The 18,005-nt window shown below is 62.0% G+C and carries 16 protein-coding genes and 1 riboswitch; of the genes, 5 read left to right on the top strand and 11 right to left on the bottom strand.

Annotated features, from left to right (window positions below):
* Positions 1-10 precede the first annotated feature (10 nt).
* The 7 genes from RGV33_RS02490 to RGV33_RS02460 all read right to left on the bottom strand — a co-directional run bounded on the left by RGV33_RS02490 (position 11) and on the right by RGV33_RS02460 (position 6,919).
* Entirely contained in the window at positions 11-532 is a 522-nt protein-coding gene (locus RGV33_RS02490; protein WP_322142975.1) for a retropepsin-like aspartic protease family protein, read from the bottom strand.
* Positions 529-1,533, bottom strand: coding sequence for an esterase-like activity of phytase family protein (locus RGV33_RS02485; RefSeq protein ID WP_322142974.1), 1,005 nt, complete (start codon positions 1,531-1,533; stop codon positions 529-531). The genes RGV33_RS02490 and RGV33_RS02485 overlap by 4 nt, the downstream gene beginning before the upstream one ends.
* Complete coding sequence (gene parE / locus RGV33_RS02480; protein ID WP_322142973.1) at positions 1,533-3,437, bottom strand: DNA topoisomerase IV subunit B; 1,905 nt, start codon at positions 3,435-3,437, stop codon at positions 1,533-1,535. Before parE ends, RGV33_RS02485 begins: the two co-directional genes overlap by 1 nt.
* A 44-nt stretch (positions 3,438-3,481) precedes the next feature.
* Complete coding sequence (locus RGV33_RS02475) at positions 3,482-4,090, bottom strand: YqiA/YcfP family alpha/beta fold hydrolase (protein WP_322142972.1); 609 nt, start codon at positions 4,088-4,090, stop codon at positions 3,482-3,484.
* A gap of 856 nt (positions 4,091-4,946) precedes the next feature.
* A complete protein-coding gene (gene cpdA / locus RGV33_RS02470) occupies positions 4,947-5,762 on the bottom strand; it encodes a 3',5'-cyclic-AMP phosphodiesterase (protein ID WP_322148602.1) in 816 nt (271 codons plus the stop codon).
* 99 nt (positions 5,763-5,861) lie between these two features.
* Positions 5,862-6,311, bottom strand: coding sequence for a DUF1249 domain-containing protein (locus RGV33_RS02465; protein ID WP_322142971.1), 450 nt, complete (start codon positions 6,309-6,311; stop codon positions 5,862-5,864).
* Complete coding sequence (locus tag RGV33_RS02460) at positions 6,302-6,919, bottom strand: NUDIX domain-containing protein (protein ID WP_322142970.1); 618 nt, start codon at positions 6,917-6,919, stop codon at positions 6,302-6,304. The genes RGV33_RS02465 and RGV33_RS02460 overlap by 10 nt, the downstream gene beginning before the upstream one ends.
* A gap of 212 nt (positions 6,920-7,131) precedes the next feature.
* Here RGV33_RS02460 and RGV33_RS02455 point away from each other — a divergent pair, with 212 nt between their 5' ends.
* A complete protein-coding gene (locus tag RGV33_RS02455) occupies positions 7,132-7,878 on the top strand; it encodes an RsiV family protein (RefSeq protein ID WP_322142969.1) in 747 nt (248 codons plus the stop codon).
* On the opposite strand, the gene cytX is transcribed toward RGV33_RS02455, so the two are convergent.
* The gene (gene cytX, locus RGV33_RS02450) at positions 7,847-9,136 is read right to left on the bottom strand and encodes a putative hydroxymethylpyrimidine transporter CytX (protein WP_322142968.1); all 1,290 of its coding nucleotides are present in this window, start codon (positions 9,134-9,136) and stop codon (positions 7,847-7,849) included. The two genes, RGV33_RS02455 and cytX, sit on opposite strands and share 32 nt — an antisense overlap.
* A 189-nt stretch (positions 9,137-9,325) precedes the next feature.
* Complete coding sequence (gene thiC / locus RGV33_RS02445) at positions 9,326-11,230, bottom strand: phosphomethylpyrimidine synthase ThiC (protein ID WP_169357581.1); 1,905 nt, start codon at positions 11,228-11,230, stop codon at positions 9,326-9,328.
* Between the two features lie 145 nt (positions 11,231-11,375).
* A riboswitch (TPP riboswitch) is annotated at positions 11,376-11,481 on the bottom strand.
* Between the two features lie 195 nt (positions 11,482-11,676).
* Between thiC and RGV33_RS02440 the strand changes: the two genes are divergently transcribed.
* Positions 11,677-13,116, top strand: coding sequence for a TolC family outer membrane protein (locus tag RGV33_RS02440; protein WP_322142967.1), 1,440 nt, complete (start codon positions 11,677-11,679; stop codon positions 13,114-13,116).
* Between the two features lie 118 nt (positions 13,117-13,234).
* On the opposite strand, the gene waaA is transcribed toward RGV33_RS02440, so the two are convergent.
* Positions 13,235-14,512 (bottom strand): lipid IV(A) 3-deoxy-D-manno-octulosonic acid transferase, encoded by a 1,278-nt coding sequence (waaA, locus tag RGV33_RS02435; RefSeq protein WP_322142966.1) that lies wholly within the window; start codon positions 14,510-14,512, stop codon positions 13,235-13,237.
* Positions 14,513-14,535: 23 nt separating this feature from the next.
* Positions 14,536-15,426, bottom strand: coding sequence for a LysR family transcriptional regulator (locus RGV33_RS02430; protein WP_322142965.1), 891 nt, complete (start codon positions 15,424-15,426; stop codon positions 14,536-14,538).
* Positions 15,427-15,529: 103 nt separating this feature from the next.
* Here RGV33_RS02430 and RGV33_RS02425 point away from each other — a divergent pair, with 103 nt between their 5' ends.
* The 3 genes from RGV33_RS02425 to RGV33_RS02415 all read left to right on the top strand — a co-directional run bounded on the left by RGV33_RS02425 (position 15,530) and on the right by RGV33_RS02415 (position 18,003).
* Positions 15,530-15,865 carry a DMT family transporter gene (locus RGV33_RS02425; RefSeq protein ID WP_003209492.1) on the top strand — a complete coding sequence of 112 codons (336 nt, stop codon included), beginning with the start codon at positions 15,530-15,532 and terminating at the stop codon, positions 15,863-15,865.
* A gap of 153 nt (positions 15,866-16,018) precedes the next feature.
* Positions 16,019-17,194 carry an NAD(P)/FAD-dependent oxidoreductase gene (locus RGV33_RS02420; RefSeq protein WP_322142964.1) on the top strand — a complete coding sequence of 392 codons (1,176 nt, stop codon included), beginning with the start codon at positions 16,019-16,021 and terminating at the stop codon, positions 17,192-17,194.
* Complete coding sequence (locus tag RGV33_RS02415; protein WP_322142963.1) at positions 17,191-18,003, top strand: aldo/keto reductase; 813 nt, start codon at positions 17,191-17,193, stop codon at positions 18,001-18,003. Before RGV33_RS02420 ends, RGV33_RS02415 begins: the two co-directional genes overlap by 4 nt.
* Positions 18,004-18,005 lie beyond the last annotated feature (2 nt).

Below are 18,005 nucleotides of genomic sequence, written 5' to 3'. Positions count from 1 at the left end.
GCGGGCCTCATCATTGTTTGGTCTGGCGCAGCAGCAAGGTGCCGCTGCGCTGGGTAAATTCAAGTTGTTTCAACGCACTCATGCCCAGCAATACCTGTTCATCGCCCAACCCCGGAACCACCAGGGCGCGCACATCGTGCAGGACGATATCGCCCAGTTGCAGGCGGCCCAGTTCGGTCCGCAAGCCTTGGGTTCGCCCGTTGGCAGTACTCACGCCAACCGGCATGCCGCGTTTAAGCCCGAGACGGTCGGCCAGTTCGGCCGGAACCGCCACGTCGGTGGCCCCGGTGTCGAGCATAAACTCCACTGGCTGGCCGTTGATCTGGCCAGTGGCAACAAAATGCCCTTGGCCGTTGCCCAGCAGTTTTACTTCGATATAACCCTCGTGTTGTTCCGAGGTCACCACGGCATTGGGATTTTCCTGACGCGCTTCCCACTGCCCAAAAAACCGTGTTGCCAAAAACAATCCTGCGCCCCATGCCACAAACATCAACACACGGCCGGCGCGCTTGCCGGCGGGCTGGCTGCTCATGGCTTGACGCTCCAGCCACCCGCAGGGGCGGCGAAACGATAGACCATCGGCCGTTTTTCGCCATCGGCGCGAGCGCCGAAATTATTGTCCAGGCCAATCCAGGCACCTTGAGCATCGATCACCAACGCTTCGGCCAGGCCGTAGGGCTGATTGTATTGGCGCTGCGGCGCCAGCATTTCATCGGCATAGGACCAGCATTGCTCAACCTTCGCCGTCACGGGATCACGCCGGCACAGCTGAAACTGGCTGCTTTCGAGGGTAAACAGCTTGCCCTCGAACAACGCGATGTCAGAGAAATTGCGCGACACCGCTTTGGCCTTGGGCATCTGCGCCGGCTGCATCTCGGTGCCCGCCTCGCTCAACAACACGCAAGGACCGTCGCAATCCCAGAGGGTTTGCGGGCGCTTGATGGAAATCAACCCGCGCCGCTCGCGTTCAGCCGCGAGCCAGATCTGATTGCCTTCCGGGTTCACCGCCAGCCCTTCGAACAGTGCATTGAAGTGCAACAACATGCCACTGGCCCGGGCTTCGCGCACCATGCCCGGGGCGATCTTCAACCACTCAGTGTTACCGTGTTCGCCGGAAAACGGCACTCTCAGCACAGCCGCGTGAGCCTCGCTGACAATGTAGCGGTTGCCCGCCGCATCGCAGCTGATGCCCTCAAAATCCAGGTCACCACCGCGAATAAATGACGCAGCCGTGTTTCGCGAGCGTAGCCCCCAGGGCAACCCGGACGCCGGCACCGGTGGAACATCGATGCCGAACTTCTCAGCCTTCCAAACCGGCGCAGAGGTATCCAGCCGATAAATCTGGTCGTCGTCGCGGTCGGACACCGTCCACAACTCATCGCCACACAAGGCCAGGCCCGACAGGTTACCGCCGCGCATGCCTTCCACCGGGTGTTCAGACAACAGCTTCAGCTCATCCACGGGCGCCGCGACCACCGAGGTGGACGCCAACCCGCTCAACAACAGAATCGCCAGGGCGAAACCGCTGCGCATCAGCCCAGAACCTCGGCCAGGTTGCCCTTGGACTCCAGCCAGCTCTTGCGATCCGGCGCACGTTTCTTCGCCAGCAACATGTCCATCATTTCCGAGGTGGCGGCAAAATCTTCCAGGGTCAATTGCACCAGGCGCCGGGTGTTCGGGTCCATGGTGGTTTCCCGCAATTGCGGCGGGTTCATCTCACCCAGGCCTTTGAATCGGGTGACCTGAGGCTTGCCGCGTTTCTTCTCCGCCACCAGGCGGTCGAGAATGCCATCACGCTCGGCTTCGTCCAGGGCGTAGAAAATCTCTTTGCCCAGGTCGATACGGTACAGCGGCGGCATGGCGACATAGACGTGACCGGCATCCACCAACGGGCGGAAATGCTGGACGAACAGCGCGCAGAGCAGGGTCGCAATGTGCAGGCCGTCGGAGTCGGCGTCGGCGAGGATGCAGATTTTGCCGTAGCGCAGCTGGGCGATATCGGCCGAGCCCGGGTCAACCCCGATGGCCACGGCGATGTTGTGCACTTCCTGGCTGGCCAGCACTTCGCTGCCGTCGACTTCCCAGGTGTTGAGAATCTTGCCGCGCAGGGGCAGGATCGCCTGGAATTCCTTGTCCCGTGCTTGCTTGGCAGAACCGCCGGCAGAGTCACCTTCGACCAGGAACAGCTCGGAGCGCATTGGGTCTTGCCCGGCGCAGTCCGCCAGCTTGCCCGGGAGTGCCGGGCCCTGGGTGATGCGCTTGCGCTCGACTTTCTTGCTGGCCTTCAGGCGGCGGCCGGCGTTATTGATCGCCAGTTCTGCCAGAGCCAGGCCCAATTCGGGGTGTTCATTGAGCCACAGGCTGAAGGCGTCCTTGACCACACCGGAGACAAACGCCGCCGCTTCGCGGGACGACAGGCGCTCCTTGGTCTGGCCGGAGAATTGCGGCTCCTGCATCTTCATCGACAGGACGAACGCGATCCGCTCCCAGACGTCTTCCGGTGCCAGCTTGACGCCACGTGGCAGCAGGCTGCGGTATTCGCAGAATTCGCGCATGGCATCCAGCAAACCCTGGCGCAACCCGTTGACGTGGGTGCCGCCCTGGGCAGTCGGGATCAGGTTGACGTAGCTTTCCTGGACGCTGTCGCCGCCTTCCGGCAGCCACAGCAAAGCCCAATCCACGGCTTCCTTGTTACCGGCCAGGCTGCCGCAGAACGGCTCGTTGGGCAGGCGCTCGAAGTCGCTGACGGAGTCTTCGAGGTAGGAGCGCAGGCCGTCTTCGTAGTGCCACTCGATCTTTTCGCCGGTGCCTTTGTCTTCAAAGCTGACCAGCAGGCCCGGGCACAGCACAGCCTTGGCCTTGAGCACGTGCTTGAGGCGGCTGATGGAGAACTTGGGTGAATCGAAGTATTTCGGGTCCGGCGCAAAATACACGCTGGTGCCGGTATTGCGCTTGCCGACGGTGCCGATCACTTCCAGGTCGGTGGCTTTATAGCCATCGGCGAAAGTCATCTGGTACTCGTTGCCGTCGCGCTTGACCTTGACCCGCACGTGGTTCGACAAGGCGTTGACCACGGAAATACCCACACCGTGCAGGCCGCCGGAGAACTGGTAGTTCTTGTTCGAGAACTTGCCGCCGGCGTGCAGCTTGGTGAGGATCAGCTCGACGCCCGACACACCCTCTTCCGGGTGAATGTCCACCGGCATGCCGCGACCGTCGTCGGACACTTCCAGGGAATGGTCGGCGTGAAGGATGACTTGTACCGACTTGGCGTGCCCGGCCAAGGCTTCGTCGACGCTGTTGTCGATGACTTCCTGGGCAAGGTGGTTCGGCCGACTGGTGTCGGTGTACATGCCGGGGCGTTTGCGCACCGGGTCGAGGCCCGAGAGGACTTCGATGGCGTCGGCGTTATAAGAGCTAGCGCTGGGAGTGGCCATGGGGTCTCGTCGTGAGTCGTTCGATTAAAAAGTAACCTGCGGTTTCACAATGCGGTGAAATCGAAGGATTGGTACTGATCGGAGCCTATGCCGGCAAAACTCAACAGCGCCGGTAACTGCTGGGCGAAGCCCTGGTAACCATGGTCGCCGCCGGCCTGGATGCGCAGGGCACAGGCCCGGTAATACTGCTGGGCGAGCCGATAATCCAGTGTTTCGTCCCCGGTCTGCAACCACACCTGATAACGCTGGCCGTCTTGGGGCGCCGGCACTTCCAGCTCGGCCAGGGCCGTGACGTGGTCGAGGGTCAATTCCCAGGTCTCGTCGGTGTAGAGGTTCTTCTGGGTGCCCAGGTAACCGTCGAACATCCGATGAGGGCTGACCGCCGGGTTGACCAGCAAGGCGTTGAGGCCATGGCGTTCGGCAAGATGGGTTGCATAGTAGCCGCCGAGTGAGCTGCCGACCAGCAGTGGCCTTCCGAGGTCACGGATCGCTTCCTCCAACTGGGGGATCGCCTGGCGGGGGTGGTGATGCAGGGCCGGCACCCGTAGTTGGTCGGCCAGACCGAGGCTGTCCATCACGGTGATCAGTTGGCTGGCCTTGTTGGAGGCTGGTGCGCTGTTGAAACCGTGGATATACAAGATCGATGCGGACATTCCGGGTCCTCTGGGGTCGGCTTAAAGAGGGGCAGTTTACAGGGAACTTGGGGGCTAGGCTCTAGCGGGGTTTCTGGGTGTATATCCATTTTTTGGGTGATGGCTTGTATGGGTTCCGCCCTTACGGCGGGTCACTTTTGAAAGGAGCCCAAAAGTAACCAAAAGGCTCTTGCCCCACCACTCGGCACCTCGCCTAGGCTCGGTGTTCCCTCACTCCGGCATTACTCCGCGGGCCGCCGCGACGGCCCGTCCCTGGCCCGTCGCGGCTAAACCGGCGTCCTGCCGGTTTACCCGCTCCGTAATACCTGCGTTCGGCCAGCGTGGTTGACGGGGCGCCTAAGATCAAGATCACAAGCAGATCAAGAACACAGCGGCCTACAGGCCGGCTTGAGTGTTAAAAGCCAGATCAAAAGCTAAAGCGGGCACGGTTCCAATGTAGGGCTGGCTTGCCTGCGATGGCATCGCCGCGGGGTGTCTGAGAAACCGAGTCGCCTGCATCGCCGGCAAGCCAGCTCCTACAGCTTTTGCCTTGGCTTTTAACACTCAGGTCGGCTTTCAGGCCGCCGTGCTCTTGCTCTTGATCTTGATCTGACTGCCCCATTCAGCCCGAGGCCGAACGCAGGGATTGAGGAGCGGGTAAACCGGCAGGACGCCGGTTTAGCCGCGACGGGCCAGGGACGGGCCGTCGCGGCGGCCCGCGGAGCAATTCCGGAGTGAGGGAACGCCGAGCCACAGCGAGGCGCCGACAGGCGGGGCAGAGCGTTTTGGTTACTTTTGCGCTTTTCAAAAGTGACCCGCTGTAAGAGCGGAACCCTAAGTAGCCGTTACCTAAATAACGGATATACCCCCAAAACCGTCAATACCCGTCACTACCGTAATCCACCTGAAACACAAACCCCTCAACCCGCTCCACGCCAGTGTCCAACCGCCCGTCGGCATGCAACCGCAGCCAGCGATACCCCGGCGCCTGCTCACTCACCTTGAAATCCTCACTCCCGGGAGCGAACTGAATGCACGTAGACGGCGAAGCCAACAAACGCACCCCATTGCGCTCCCGATCAACCTCCTGATGCACATGCCCCCAAAGCACCGCCCGCACCTGCGGAAACCGATCCAACACCGCAAACAGCGCCTCAGGATTACGCAACCCGATGGGCTCCATCCACGCGCACCCAATCGACACCGGATGATGGTGAAAACACACCAGATGATGCCGCGTCGGCGCCTCACTCAACGACTGCGCCAGCAATTGCAGCTGCTGGTCCTGCAAATACCCCGGCACCGAGCCCGGCACAGCCGAGTCCAGCAGGGTCACGCGCCAGTTGCCCACATCCACCACCGGCTCCAGCAGCGCGCTGTTGATCGCCGCCTGCTGCATCACCTGCGGCTCATCGTGGTTACCCGGAATCCAGCGCGCCGGCGCCTGCACCTGCCGGGTCATGTCGCGAAACGCCTGATAGGACGCAAGCGTACCGTCCTGGGACAAATCCCCAGTGGCCAGCACCAGGTCAATCTGCGGCTGCTGCGCCAGCACCGCGTCGATGACCCGTTGCAAACTGTCGCGGGTATTCATGCCCAGCAGCGCGCCGTCCGCCTCGGCGAACAAATGGCTGTCAGACAACTGCACCAGCAACGCCGAAGCGTCAGGGTTCAAGGCGGATACGCTCGGCAAGGCGTTCTCCCAGGGCGTGATCACAGGAATGGTCATGTGAGGCGATTATGCTGGGGCAGGACACAAAGAGGAAACCCGTGAAGCGGACACAGTTCACATCTATCGAACGACTTCGAACTCGTGGCCCAGGGCCAGGCAGTGGCTCAACCATTCGCCGAGGAACACATTGAGCTGTGCTTTCTCATCGGGCTGGTGCATGAACACATTGGGATAAGGATAGATGCTGCGAAAGCGTCGTGCATGCTCGGCACTGATTACTTCGGCCATGCGGGCGTCGTGGTACACCTGCACTTCCAGCTGCGGCACCGGCAACCATGGCAGGCTGTGCTCCTGGCGCACCCGCAGGGTGGTGGTGTACGGGCAGTTCACGATCACTTCCAGGGTCAGCACACCGAGCATCTGGTCACCGTGGGTCACCGCGATGCGCCGCGCCTCGGGGGTGTGGCGCATGTCCGGCAACAGCCGCATCAGCCGTGCATAGTTGGCCTCGCAGGCTGCTTGCAGCCCGATCAGGTCAACCCGATATCGCTCCCGTGTCTTTACTGCCATAACCCCCTCACTTCTGCGCGATTAAGCGCAAGCCATTGCAGGGCAATAATGCTCGCTGCGTTGGAAATTTTACCGTCACGTACCGCTTGCAGGGCATCTTCAAAAGCCCACACGGTGACGCGGATATCTTCGGCTTCCTCTTCCAGTCCATGGACGCCACCGGCCCCGGCGCTTTCGCAACGCCCCAGGAACAAGTGGACAAATTCGGTGCTGCCGCCCGGCGATGGAAAGTACTGAGTGATCGGCCAGAGGGCGGAGAATGTAAGGCCAGCTTCCTCTTCGGCTTCGCGGTGTGCAACCTCCTCCGGTTGCTCATCCTTGTCGATCAGGCCGGCGACCATTTCGATCAGCCATGGGTTGTCGGTACGGCCCATGGCGCCCACGCGAAACTGCTCGATCAACACCACTTTATCGCGCTGCGGGTCGTAAGGCAGCACACACACAGCGTCATGACGAACAAAGACTTCACGACTGAGCTCACGGCTCATGCCGCCATCAAACTTCTCGTGCCGCAGCTTCAGCCGGTCCAGTTTGTAGAAGCCCTTGTAGGCATTGTCGCGCTGAACAATCTCGACTTTGCTCGGCGTCGATTTCGCTGTGTCCGTCATATCAACCCTCGTTTTTTGCCTTGCGGTATCGAGGCGGCCTCGACATCGCGCCATCCTAACGCGCTCGTGCCCCTTGATGCAGCCCCTTTCCGGTTGCCGGGATAGACGGCGGGCGTCAAACTCACTCTAATCAGCTTAGTGGCGAACTGACTGCCTTGTCGGTAGTCGAAGCTCCACAATTTTCGCTTTCAATCGATTTACGAAGGACACACATGTCGCTTTTAAAAGTCGCCTCCGTGGCCTGTATCGCCCTGACCCTCGGCGCTTGCCAGAGCCTGTTCCAACCCAGCTACGTCAAGCCGCTGGACACCACCGCCGACGCCTCCGAGCAGATCAAACCCGGCTGCGGCAGCCCGGATTGCCCGCTGGTGAACATCGACACCGTGCATTTCCCGTCCGAGCCACAATTGGACCAGATCGTCGAACAGCGCCTGCTGCAGATGGCCCGCACCTCGCCCGGCCAGAGCATGCCTGCCACCCTGAACGCCTACCGGGACAAATTCCTGCGTGAGTCGCCTGACCGCAACAGCATGTACTTGCAGGCCAAGGTACGTGAGCAGCATGACGGACTGGTGATCGTTGAAGTCTCCAGCTACCTGGACACCGGCACCGCCCACGGCGAGCCGGGCCGTGGCTTCATTAACTATTCACGCCTGCTGCACAAAGAGTTGAGCCTGGCCGACATGCTGTTGCCGGGCCAGGAAGATGCGTTCTGGAAGACCGCAAAAGTCGCCCACAACAACTGGCTGATCAACTCGCAGATGGACCGTGACCCGGAGTTCGTGAAGAACTGGCCGTTCCAGAAAACCCCGAATGTGGCGCTGACCAGCAATGGCGTGGTGCTCAAGTACAACGTGACCACCATCGCCCCTTACGCATTGGGGCTGATCGAAATGACCATCCCCTATGCGCGCCTGACTGGTGTGATCAAACCTGAGCTGGTGCCCGCACGCCACTGAAGGCCCGGCCCAGGATGAAGTGCAACAGCCCTGCCAGCACCAGCGCCGGCAGGGTCGCGCCGACATCCGGGTACAGATTGGCCAGCAAATGATAGGTGCTGATGCCACCGAGCCAGGCCAACAGTGCCGGCCAGCGCAGGTTGGCGGCGACCCCATGGCCACGGCGACGCAGGATGAAGTGATCCACCAGCACCACACCGAACAGCGGCGCGAACACCGAGCCGATCAGCAACAGGAAGTTCTGGTACTGCGCCAACGGTGCGAAGCAGGCGATCAGCGTGCAGACAACGCCGATGGCCAGCGCCAGGTGCTCGACTTTCAAGCGCAACAGAATCCCGCTGGACACCGCCGCCGAGTGAATATCGGCGAAGGCGTTTTCTGATTCATCCAGCAGGATCAGCAGCAGCGGAATCCCCAGGCCGGCCCCGGCCAATGCCAGCAGCAACGCATTCACTTCACCGCTCGGCGCAAACGCCAGGGTGTAGGCCACGCCCAGGCTCATCAGCCAGAAGTTACCGATAAAGAAGCCCAGCGCCGTGCCGCCGAACACACTTTTGGCGCGCTTGCCGAAGCGCGAATAGTCGGCAATCAGTGGCAGCCAGGACAACGGCATGGCGATGGCGATATCAAAACCCACCGCAAATGGCATCGAACCGTCACCGGCCTGGGCCCAGAGTGCGGCCAGGTCAGCCTTGGCGAACAGGTTCCAGGTCAGCCACAGGCAGGCGGCGAGCAACAGCCAGATGCCCCACTTGCGCAAGACCTGGCGCACAAAGGTCAGCGGGCCACTGACGGCGAGCAAGGTTGCGAGTGCGCCGAATACCAGGGTCCAGAACAGCGGGCTGGCCAGCAGGCTGCCTTCGCTGAACGCGCGTGTCCCCAGCAGGCTGGCGGCATCGCGCATCACGATGATTTCGAATGAACCCCAGCCGATCAACTGCAGCAGGTTCAACAGCGCAGGCACGCTTGCGCCCTTGATGCCGAGACTGAGCTTGAGGGCGGCCATGGAGGACAAGCCGGTGTCGCTGCCGATCACGCCGACGGCCGCCAGCAGCAGTACGCCGACCAGGGTGCCGAGGAAGATCGCCAGCAACGAGCCGGAAAGGCCCAGGCCCGGCGCCAACAGCGCGCCGGTTTGCAGGACCATCAGGCCGATGCCCAGGGAGAACCACAGGGAAAAGAGATCGCGGGCGCCGAAGACGCGCTTGTCGGTGGGCACCGCGATGTCTGGGGAATAGGTGCTGGGTTGAATGCTCAAGGGGGTTATCTCGGAGGGACACTATTATTTGAATCAGCAAAGCCCCCTGTGGCGAGGGAGCTTGCTCCCGCTGGGCGGCGAAGCCGCCCCAAAATCTGCAACTGATGAGTGTCGGTTAAAACACCGATCCAGATTCTGGGAGCGCTGCGCACTCCAGCGGGAGCAAGCTCCCTCGCCACAGGTTCTGATTCAGACCTTTTTGTACAGCTGACTGCCTTCCTGCTTGAACCGCTCCGCCTGCTCCGCCAGTCCCTTGGCCACGTCCACATCCACCGCTTCAATGCGCTGGTTGGCCGCGTACTCACGCACTTCCTGGGTGATCTTCATCGAACAGAATTTCGGCCCGCACATCGAGCAGAAATGCGCGACCTTGGCCGAATCCTTCGGCAAGGTTTCATCGTGGTAGGAACGCGCCGTGTCCGGGTCCAGGCCCAGGTTGAACTGGTCTTCCCAGCGGAATTCGAAGCGCGCCTTGCTCAACGCGTTGTCGCGAATCTGCGCCCCCGGGTGCCCCTTGGCCAAATCCGCCGCATGCGCCGCGATCTTGTAGGTGATGATCCCGGTCTTCACGTCATCCTTGTTCGGCAGGCCCAAGTGTTCTTTCGGCGTGACGTAGCAGAGCATCGCGCAACCGAACCAGCCGATCATCGCCGCACCGATACCCGAGGTGATGTGGTCGTAGCCCGGCGCAATGTCAGTGGTCAGCGGCCCGAGGGTGTAGAACGGCGCCTCGTCGCAGCACTCCAGCTGCTTGTCCATGTTCTCCTTGATCAACTGCATCGGCACGTGGCCCGGGCCTTCGATCATGGTTTGCACGTCGTGCTTCCAGGCGATCTTGGTCAGCTCGCCGAGGGTTTCCAGCTCGCCGAATTGCGCGGCGTCGTTGGCGTCGGCAATCGAACCCGGACGCAGGCCATCCCCCAGGGAGAAGCTGACGTCGTAGGCCTTCATGATTTCGCAGATTTCGTCGAAATGGGTGTAGGTGAAGTTCTCTTTGTGGTGCGCCAGGCACCACTTGGCCATGATCGAACCGCCCCGGGAAACGATGCCGGTCACGCGCTTGGCAGTCAGCGGTACGTAGCGCAGCAATACGCCGGCGTGGATGGTGAAGTAGTCGACGCCCTGCTCGGCCTGTTCGATCAGGGTGTCGCGGAACAGCTCCCAGGTCAGGTCTTCGGCGGCGCCGCCGACTTTTTCCAAAGCCTGGTAGATCGGCACGGTACCGATCGGTACCGGCGAGTTGCGGATGATCCATTCGCGGGTTTCATGGATGTGCTTGCCGGTTGACAGGTCCATCACGGTATCCGAACCCCAGCGAATGCCCCAGGTCAGTTTCGCCACTTCTTCTTCGATGGACGAACCCAGGGCGCTGTTGCCGATGTTGCCGTTGATCTTCACCAGGAAGTTACGGCCGATGATCATCGGTTCCAGTTCGGTGTGGTTGATGTTGGCGGGAATGATCGCGCGGCCACGGGCGATTTCTTCGCGCACAAATTCCGGGGTGATGATTTTCGGCACGCTGGCGCCAAAGCTGTGGCCGGCGTGTTGCTGGTCCAGCAGGCCGGCTGCGCGTGCTTCTTCAAGCTTCATGTTTTCGCGGATGGCGACGTATTCCATCTCGGCGGTGATGATGCCCTGGCGGGCGTAGTGCATCTGCGTGACGTTGGCCCCGGCCTTGGCACGGCGCGGGTTTTTCACGTGGGCGAAACGCAGGGCGGTCAGCTCGGCATCGCTCAGGCGCTGTTGGCCGAAGTGCGAGCTCAAGCCCGACAGGCGCTCGGTGTCGCCACGGGATTCGATCCACGGCGAGCGCACATCGCCCAGGCCTTTGCGCACGTCGATGATCACGTTCGGGTCGGTGTACGGGCCGGAGGTGTCGTAGACCACCACCGGCGCGTTGATTTCGCCGCCGAAGTCGGTAGGCGTCACGTCGAGGCTGACTTCGCGCATTGGCACGCGGATATCCGGACGGGTGCCCTGGACGTAGATTTTTTGCGAGCGGGTAAACGGCTGTACGGAACCGGAGTCGACCTTGGCCGATTCACTCAAGTGCACAGTGTTTTTTGATTTTTGGCTTTTTAATTCGATGCTCATCACGGGCTCTCCAACTATCCAGGCGGTGGATTTTTGTCGGAGCGAACCTGTGACGGATGGACGCACTGTGACAGTGCTGTGCTTGGCGCACGGGCTGTTCGATTGTCGAACAACATCCCGGACGAAGCACAAGAGGACTCGCCGGGTGACGAGAAATCTTGTTCCCTACGCAGGCGTTAACCTGATCAGGTTCAACGGGATCCGGTATTTACCGATCTCAGCCTCATAGCAAGGCACCCCGACAAGAACGCCGCCAGTCTAGACCATGGAGCAGGCAAATTGCCAACGGCGGTGCATTCAGCGTGATGAATGGCGCAATTACAGGATTGTTGTGCCGTGATAGCGCCACTACACTCGGTGACTGCTTGAGGCCTTGACGCCAGGAATGGGCCGCCTTAGCCTTGGGCACCAAATTATCGCCGTAATATTATTCTAGGGATCGCCTCATGCTGCGCAAACTTTCACTGGCTCTCGCCGTGTCTTGTGCGACCAACGGACTGGTCTGGGCAGCTGAAGCGCCCCTGACGACCAAAACCGACCTGGTCAGCGTCTACCAGGAAGCGGTGGACAACAATGCCGACCTGGCCGCCGCCCGCGCCCAGTATGGCGCGCAGAAAGAAGTGGTGCCCCAGGCCCGCGCCGGCTTGCTGCCGAACCTGTCGGCCGGTGCCGACATCAATAACGTACGCACCCAGCTGGACCAGCCCGCCGCCACGGTCAACCGCGACGCGCATTCCTGGCGCGCAACGTTGAGCCAGCCACTGTTCCGCGCCGATCGCTGGTTCCAGTTGCAAGCCGCTGAAGCCGTCAACGAGCAGGCTGCGCTGCAACTCTCGGCCACCGAACAGAACCTGATCCTGCAAAGCGCCGAAAATTACTTCTCCGTACTGCGGGCCCAGGACAACCTGGCCTCGACCAAGGCCGAAGAAGCCGCGTTCAAGCGCCAGCTGGACCAGTCCAACGAACGCTTTGACGTGGGCCTGTCGGACAAGACCGACGTGCTGCAATCCCAGGCCAGCTATGACACCGCACGCGCCAACCGGATCCTGGCCCAGCGCCAGGTAGACGACGCCTTCGAAGCGCTGATCACCCTGACCAACCGCCAGTACAACTCGATCCAGGGCATCGTGCACACGCTGCCGGTGCTGCCACCGTCGCCAAACGACGCCAAGGCCTGGGTCGAAACCGCCGGCCGCCAGAACCTGAACCTGCTGGCGAGCAACTATGCGGTCACCGCCGCCGAAGAAACCCTCAAGCAACGCAAGGCCGGCCATGCACCGACCCTGGATGCCGTGGCGCAGTACGAAAAAGGTGACAACGACGCCCTGGGCTTCAGCAACCCGAGCGCCTTCGGCCAGCCGTACCACGGTGACGTGTCGCAACGCACCGTGGGCTTGCAGTTGAACATCCCGCTGTACAGCGGCGGCCTGACCAGCTCGCAAGTGCGCGAATCCTATTCCCGCCTGGGCCAGACCGAGCAGCAGCGCGAAGGCCTGCGCCGCCAGGTGGTGGAAAACACCCGCAACCTGCACCGCGCGGTTAACACCGATGTGGAACAGGTACAGGCGCGCCGCCAGTCGATCATCTCCAACCAGAGCGCAGTGGAAGCCACGGAAATCGGGTACCAGGTGGGCACGCGCAATATTGTCGATGTGCTGGACGCCCAGCGCCAGCTGTACACCTCGGTGCGCAACTACAACAACAGCCGCTACGACTACATCCTCGACAACCTGCGCTTGAAGCAGGCCGCAGGGACGTTGAACCCGGGGGATTTGCAGGACCTGGCGCGGTACCTGAAGGCCGACTACAACCCGGACAAGGACTTCCTGCCGCCGGACCTGGCCAAGGCCGCTGCGGCGCAGTTGAAGGCTAACCCTGGGTATTAAAGACAACACATAACCCATGTGGGAGCTGGCTTGCCTGCGATTGCATCACCTCGGTTTAACTGACGTACCGAGGCGCCTGTATCGCAGGCAAGCCAGCTCCCACATTTGATGTGTGTTGTTATACGTTAAGCAGCCGGCCCAACCCGTCCAGCAAACGCTTCAACGCGCCCTGATTCGCCCGCATCACTGCCAGCCCCGCCTGGCCCATCTTCTGCGCGTCCTGCGGCAGCTCGAACAAGCGCTGCACGGCCACCGCCAAACCTTCGGCATCGTCCACTTCCTGCAACGCGCCGGCGTCGCGCATCATCGCGCTGATCTCCAGGAAGTTGAACACGTGGGGCCCGCAGATCACCGGCTTGGCCAAGGCCGCCGGCTCCAACGGGTTATGCCCGCCCGTGGCGACCAGGCTGCCGCCGACAAAGGCGCTGTCGGCCAGGGCATACAAAAACAGTAGCTCGCCCATGGTGTCGCCCAACAACACCGAGGTTTGCGCCGTCACCGCTTCGCCGCTGGAGCGACGCACCGTGGCGAAACCCTGCTGCTGGCACAGCTCGAACATCGGGTTGAAGCGCTCCTGGTGGCGCGGCACCAGAATCAGCAGTGCATTGGGATAGCTGGCGAGCAACTGGCGATGAGCAGCCAGCACCACTTCATCCTCACCTTCGTGAGTGCTGGCGGCGATCCACACCGGGCGCTCGCTGGCGTGCCATTGCTCGCGCAAGGCGGCGGCACGCGCCAGCAGTTGCGGGTCGATGGTCAGGTCGAACTTGATCGAGCCGGTGACCTCGACAGTCTCGGGCCGTGCACCCAGGCTACGAAAACGCTCGGCCTCGGTCTCGGTCTGGACAGCGAACAGGCTCATTTGCGCCAGCATCGGCGCGGTCAGTTTGGCGAAACGCCCGTAGCCCTTGGCTGAACGGGCCGACAACCGTGCGTTGGCCAATGCCACGGGAACTCCGCGTTTGGCGCACTGGTGAATGTGGTTGGGCCACAGTTCGGTTTCCATGATCACCGCCAGTTTCGGCTGCACACGATCGAGAAAACGCTTGGCCGCACACGGCAAGTCGTACGGCAGGTAGCAGTGCTGGATGCGCGGCTCGTTGGCGAACAACGCCTGGATGCGCTCGGAACCGGTGGGCGTCATGCAGGTGACCGTGATCGGCAGCTGTGGATAACGCTGCAGCAACCCGCGAATCATCGGCGCGGCAGCGATGCTTTCGCCTACCGACACCGCGTGCACCCAGATCCCGCCCGGCTGCATCGCCGGCAAGCCCCAGGAAAAGCGCTCGCCCACGCGCTTGGCGTAGGCCGGCGCCTTGCGGGCCCGCAGCCACAGACGTAAAGCCACCAACGGCAGCGCCAGGTAAAACAGACAGCTGTAGAGAGTTCTATTCATGGCGGCGGAGTTTATCGGCTTTTTCAGTCGATCGCCTGCAAGCACTCGGCAAAACGCTCGGCGAGAAAACGCGCGGCCGGGCCCAGAGGCTCATCGCGGCGCCAGACCAGTTCCACCACCAGCGCCGGCGGGGTCCATTCGCTGTTCAACTCGACCATCTGGTTCTGGTAGGCCGGGTACTGCACCACATGCCGTGGCAGCCAGGCCCAGCCAAGCCCACGCGCCAGCCATTCAGCCAGCACGTAGAAGCTGTCGGCGCGCCACACTTGCGGGCTGGCAGCCTCGCTGCCGGGATACACACTGGTCTGGGTCGCCATCAGCAACTGGCGAAACTGTGCAAGACGTTGGCAGTCCACGGTCTTTTGCGTCGCAAGAGGATGGTTCCTGCCGCAGACCGTAACCATCTCCACGCTGCCCAGCACCCGGCGCTCCAACGCTTCGGGGATTTGATCGTGATAGAACAACAGGCCCAGGTCGGCTTTGCGCTCCACCAGTTTGCGCGCGACATCGCCTTGAGCGGCGCTGGATAACTGCACTTCCAGGCTGGGAAATTTCCCCGCCAGCGCTTCAAGGCTATCGAGGACCGGCTGGTAGAGCATGGCCTCGTCCTGGGCCAGGCGCAGACGTGCCTCTTCGCCACGCATCAACGACAGGGCGCGGCCATTCAGGCGCTCACACTGGCGCAAGACCTCCCGCGCCTCTTCGAGCAATGCCGTGCCGGCTTCGGTCAAGCGAGGCTGACGGCCGCTGCTGCGGTCAAACAGGCATACCCCCAGGTCTGCCTCCAGCAACGCAATCCCATTGCTCACCGCCGATTGCGCCCTGCGCTGGTCCCGTGCCACCGCCGAGAACGAACGTTGCTCGGCGACGCTGACAAACAGGCGCATTTGCTCAAGACTCCACTGTACGCTCATGACCTGGCCCATCTTAAATTCGGATAGGTAATGACTTTACCGCACCTGATATGCCTTTAGAATGCCGACCTTATCAAGCGACCCCGCACCGAGGATTTACCCCATGAACGCCGCCTACTATTACCTGGCCATTGCCATTTGCTCGGAAGTGATCGCCACCGTTTCCATGAAAGCGATCAAGGGTTTCAGCACGCCGATCCCACTGTTGCTGGTGATCGTCGGCTACGGCGTGGCCTTCTGGATGCTGACGCTGGTGGTGCGTACCGTGCCGGTGGGCGTCGCGTATGCAGTGTGGGCCGGGATGGGCATCGTGATGGTCAGCATCGCCGCGTTGTTTATCTACGGGCAGAAACTGGATATCCCGGCGATGTTGGGGATGGGCCTGATTGTGCTCGGGGTGGTGGTGATTCAGCTGTTCTCGAAAACGGCCGGGCACTGAGCGTTCACGTGAGACTCAATTGAGGCTGAAACTCGCAGCCTCGTTCCACTCGACAGCTCCTACGGTGCGTATGTCATAAGGGTGCGTTGGGGCGAAGATTCACTTCATGAGCCTGTATACTGCGCAGCCTGTCTTGAACACTGAGGTCGCTGCATGCCATCCGTTATTTCCACCGACGTTCTGATCGTCGGCGCCGGGGTTGCTGGCCTCTGGCTCAATGCGCGCCTGCGCCGCCAGGGCTTTTCCACGGTGCTGGTGGAAAGCGCCACCCTCGGTGGCGGGCAAAGCGTGAAGTCCCAGGGGATCATCCACGGCGGTGCAAAATACGCACTGCACGGTGCGCTCACCGGTGCCTCCGAAGCTATCGCCGACATGCCCCGCCGCTGGCGCGAGGCGCTGGCGGGCAACGGAGAGCTGGACTTGTCCGGGGTACGCCTGTTGTCCGAAGCCCACTACCTGTGGTCGCCGGGGACGATCGCCGGCAACCTCACCAGCTTCTTCGCCAGCAAGGCCGTACGTGGCCGCGTCGATCAGGTGAAAGGCGACGACCTGCCACCCGCCCTGCAAGACCGCCGCTTCAAAGGCAAGGTCTACCGCCTGGCCGAGTTGGTGGTCGACGTCCCGAGCCTGATCGAACGCCTGGCGCAACTCGCGGGTGACGGCCTGCTCGCCGGGGAGAAGGTCGAACCGTTAATGGAAGATGGCGCACTGGCAGGCTTGAAGGTCGACGGCCGCGAGATCCGCGCCCAGCGTATCGTCCTCAGCGCCGGTGGCGGCACCGCGGACTTGCTGAACGCCCTGGGCCTGAGCCAGCCCGCCATGCAACGCCGTCCGCTGCACATGATCATCGCCAAGGGCCCGGGCCTCAAGCCGCTGTACGCCCACTGCCTGGGCGGCGGCACCAAGCCGCGCATTACCATCACCACGCACCCCGCCGACGATGGCAATTGGGTGTGGTACATGGGCGGTGATATCGCCGAGGCCGAAGGTGTAGCGCGTACCCCGGAGCAACAGATCGCCACCGCACAAAAAGAGCTGGCCCAACTGTTGCCCTGGATCGACATGAGCCAGACCCAGTGGGCCACCCTGCGCGTGGATCGCGCCGAGCCGCTGCAGTCGGGCCTGACCCGCCCGGACAACGCCTTCCTCGCCGAGCAGGGCCGCCTGCTGGTCGGCTGGCCGACCAAGCTGGCATTGGCACCGGACTTCGCCGACCGGGTTATCGACGCGCTGGAACGTGACGGCATCAAGCCTGGCACCTGCGAAAAACTGCCTGAGCTGCCCAAACCCGCTGTCGCCCAACCCGCCTGGGAGCAACTGCTGCCATGAGCCTGCCGACCCTGCATGACCTTTACCGCCCGCTGGGCAGCACCGGCCTGCTGGTCTCGCCGCTGGGACTTGGCACCGTCAAGCTGGGCCGCGACCAAGGGGTGAAATACCCCAGCGGCTTCCAGATTCCCGATGATGATGCTGCGCGTATGCTGCTGCGTCAGGCTCGCCAACTGGGCATCAACCTGATCGACACTGCGCCCGCCTACGGCCGCAGCGAAGAACGCCTGGGCCCGCTGTTGCGCGGCCAGCGCCAGGAGTGGGTGATTGTCAGCAAGGTGGGCGAGGAGTTTGCCGAGGGCGTGTCCCATCACGATTTCAGCGCTGCCCATACCCGGTTTTCGGTTGAGCGCAGCCTGACGCGGCTGGAAACGGATTTTATCGACCTGGTGCTGGTGCACTCCGACGGCAACGACCTGCATATCCTCAACGAATGCGAGGTTTATCAGACCCTCGAAGACCTTAAGCGCGAGGGCAAGATTCGCGGTTTTGGCTTTTCCGGCAAAACCGTCGAGGGCGGTATAAAGGCTCTGGAACAGGGCGACTGTGCCATGGTCACCTACAACCTGAACGAGCAGGCCGAGAAAGCCGTCATTGATTACGCTGCCGCCCACGGCAAAGGCATCCTGGTAAAAAAAGCCCTGGCCAGTGGACATGTTTGCCTGGACCCAGGAGTGGATCCAATTCACGCCAGTTTCATGCTGTTGTTTGCGCAAACTGGCGTTGCCAGTGCTATTGTCGGGACCATTAATCCGCTGCACCTCGCCCACAACGTGGCGACCGCTGCCAAGGTCATTTGCCAACTCTGATG

Origin of the sequence: Pseudomonas sp. Bout1, assembly GCF_034314165.1 — a bacterium.
Lineage (GTDB): Bacteria > Pseudomonadota > Gammaproteobacteria > Pseudomonadales > Pseudomonadaceae > Aquipseudomonas.
Note: the sequence above shows the minus strand (reverse complement) of the source record. Positions and strands in the feature narration are given on the sequence as shown.